The 2353-nt window shown below is 41.1% G+C and carries 2 protein-coding genes and 1 pseudogene; all 3 read left to right on the forward strand.

The window, feature by feature from the left end; translation table 11 throughout:
- Positions 1 to 182 (forward strand): annotated as a pseudogene (locus BAZSYMA_RS10070) (transcriptional regulator); the annotation flags it as partial.
- Between the two features lie 154 nt (positions 183 to 336).
- Positions 337 to 1767, forward strand: coding sequence for an FAD-linked oxidase C-terminal domain-containing protein (locus BAZSYMA_RS07895; protein WP_090717616.1), 1431 nt, complete (start codon positions 337 to 339; stop codon positions 1765 to 1767).
- Positions 1767 to 2312, forward strand: a complete 546-nt coding sequence (locus BAZSYMA_RS07900; protein ID WP_090717619.1) for an FAD-binding protein — start codon at positions 1767 to 1769, stop codon at positions 2310 to 2312. Before BAZSYMA_RS07895 ends, BAZSYMA_RS07900 begins: the two co-directional genes overlap by 1 nt.
- Positions 2313 to 2353 lie beyond the last annotated feature (41 nt).

Below are 2353 nucleotides of genomic sequence, written 5' to 3' on the forward strand. Positions count from 1 at the left end.
GATATGTTCAAAGAGACTATATGACAAATACTTCTTTAAGAGAGCGTTTAGGTATAGGAGAAGAGAATAGGTCAATGGTATCTAAAATAATAAACTTTAGCCTAGAAGAAAAGAGAATAAATATATACGATACAAATGTTGGAACGAAAGCAAGAAAATATGTACCATGGCGGGCGAAATGATTGTAATTTTGCTTCACTGTTGTTTTAAAACACACACTAATAGTTGGAAAAATTTTCATAATACCTTTATTGCAACAGGGATAGCAGTCAAGAAAAATTGCTTCACCGTTGCTTCACCGTTATTTAATTTCTTGAATCAAGAAATTTTTAGTTGATGTCAATTATTCACGAATTATCTCGCACTCTGCCTAAGGGTAATGTTCTTACAGGTGAGGAAAATACACGCCCATTTGAGTGTGACGGCTTGAGCGTGTATCGGCAAAAACCCTTAGCGGTAGTATTGCCCCAGAGTGTTGAGCAGATTAAACAAGTATTAAAAATTTGTAAAGCATACAACACACCTGTGGTCACGCGTGGTGCAGGCACAGGTTTATCAGGTGGTGCGATGCCGTTGGAAGAGTCTGTTGTTTTAGGGCTTTCAAAACTCAACAAAATTAAATTTATTGATGAGAAGAAACGCTTAGCAGTCCTTGAGCCGGGGGTGAGAAATATTGCCATTAGCGAAGCGGTTGCCGAATTTGGCTTGTATTATGCACCTGACCCATCTAGTCAAATCGCTTGTACGATTGGGGGTAATGTGGCTGAAAATTCTGGCGGGGTGCATTGTTTGAAATACGGCTTGACGGTGCATAATGTTGAAGCGATTAAGATGCTGACTATTGATGGCGAAGAACTTATTTTGAGTCGTCAAGATGAAGGCTTGGGGCTTTTGGTGCTAATGAATGGCTCAGAAGGTTTATTGGGTATTGTGACCGAGATTACTGTGAAACTCACACCAATACCTGAGTTGGCTCGTGTGGTGATGGCTGGGTTTGATTCTGTGCGTGATTGTGCGAACGCAGTGGCTGATATCATTAAGGCGGGGATTATCCCTGCTGGGTTAGAGATGATGGACAGTTTTGCCATTGAAGCGGCCGAAGGATTTGCAAATGTGGGTTATCCATTAGAGGCTCAGGCGCTATTACTTTGTGAATTGGACGGTACTAAGGCGCAAGTACAAGCAGAACTTGACTGTGTATTAAAAGTTTTATCAGGTGCATCAACTTTGAAAGTATCACAGAGCGAAGCAGAGCGACTCAATTTGTGGAAAGGACGCAAGTCTGCTTTCCCTGCGGTAGGCAGACTGTCCCCTGATTATTATTGTATGGATGGTACGATTCCACGCCGTCATTTGGCAGATATGTTGGAAAAAATTAATGAGTTAAGTCAAAAATATCAGCTCAGAGTCGCCAATGTTTTCCATGCGGGCGATGGTAATTTACACCCGCTTATTTTGTATGATGCCAATGTGGCAGGTGAGCTAGAAAAAACCGAAGAATTCGGCACAGAAATCTTAAAACTCAGCGTTGATATGGGTGGCACAATCACAGGTGAACACGGTGTGGGCGTGGAAAAACTCAATGCCATGTGTCATCAATTTAACAGTAAAGAGTTAGAGGTGTTTCATAAAATCAAGGCAGTTTTTGACCCAAAATCACTACTCAATCCTGGTAAGGCAGTACCCGAATTGCACCGTTGTGCTGAGTTGGGTGCAATGCATGTGCATCACGGCAAATTACCACATCCAGAATTGGAGCGTTTCTAATGAAAAATCCAATAGACACACGCACTCAGCAATTGCAAACTTTGGTTAAGGCATCTAGTAATTTGCATATTAACAGCGCATTGCTGGATTATTCAGGCGTTGTAGAATATTACGCAGAAGAGTTGGTGATGACGGTAAAAGCAGGCACGCCGATTGCACAGATTAAAAAACAACTTGAAAACAACAATCAAGCCTTACCCTTTTACACAGACAATGATAGCGTAAGCATTGGTGCAGTGTATGCTAACGGCGGGCAAGATATATCCGACAGCGTGTTAGGTGTACAAATTATTGATGGTAATGGTGAGCTCTTAAATTTTGGCGGTCAGGTCATGAAAAATGTCGCAGGCTATGATGTCGCACGACTGTTAGTTGGCTCAAAAGGACAACTGGCAATGGTAACGCAAATCAGTTTTAAAGTGATGCCAAAAGCCTATATCGGTAAAATTGAGAAGCCCTGCCTATCAAAAAATGACAATCTAATTTGTCAAGAAATTGAAGATAAATTAAAACAGGTGTTTGATCCAAGAGGGGTTTTTGAATAACTTGTGGAAAATTAAAACTGGAAATATGTAAATTCGCATCA

This window comes from Bathymodiolus azoricus thioautotrophic gill symbiont (assembly GCF_001298715.1).
Classification (GTDB): domain Bacteria; phylum Pseudomonadota; class Gammaproteobacteria; order PS1; family Pseudothioglobaceae; genus Thiodubiliella.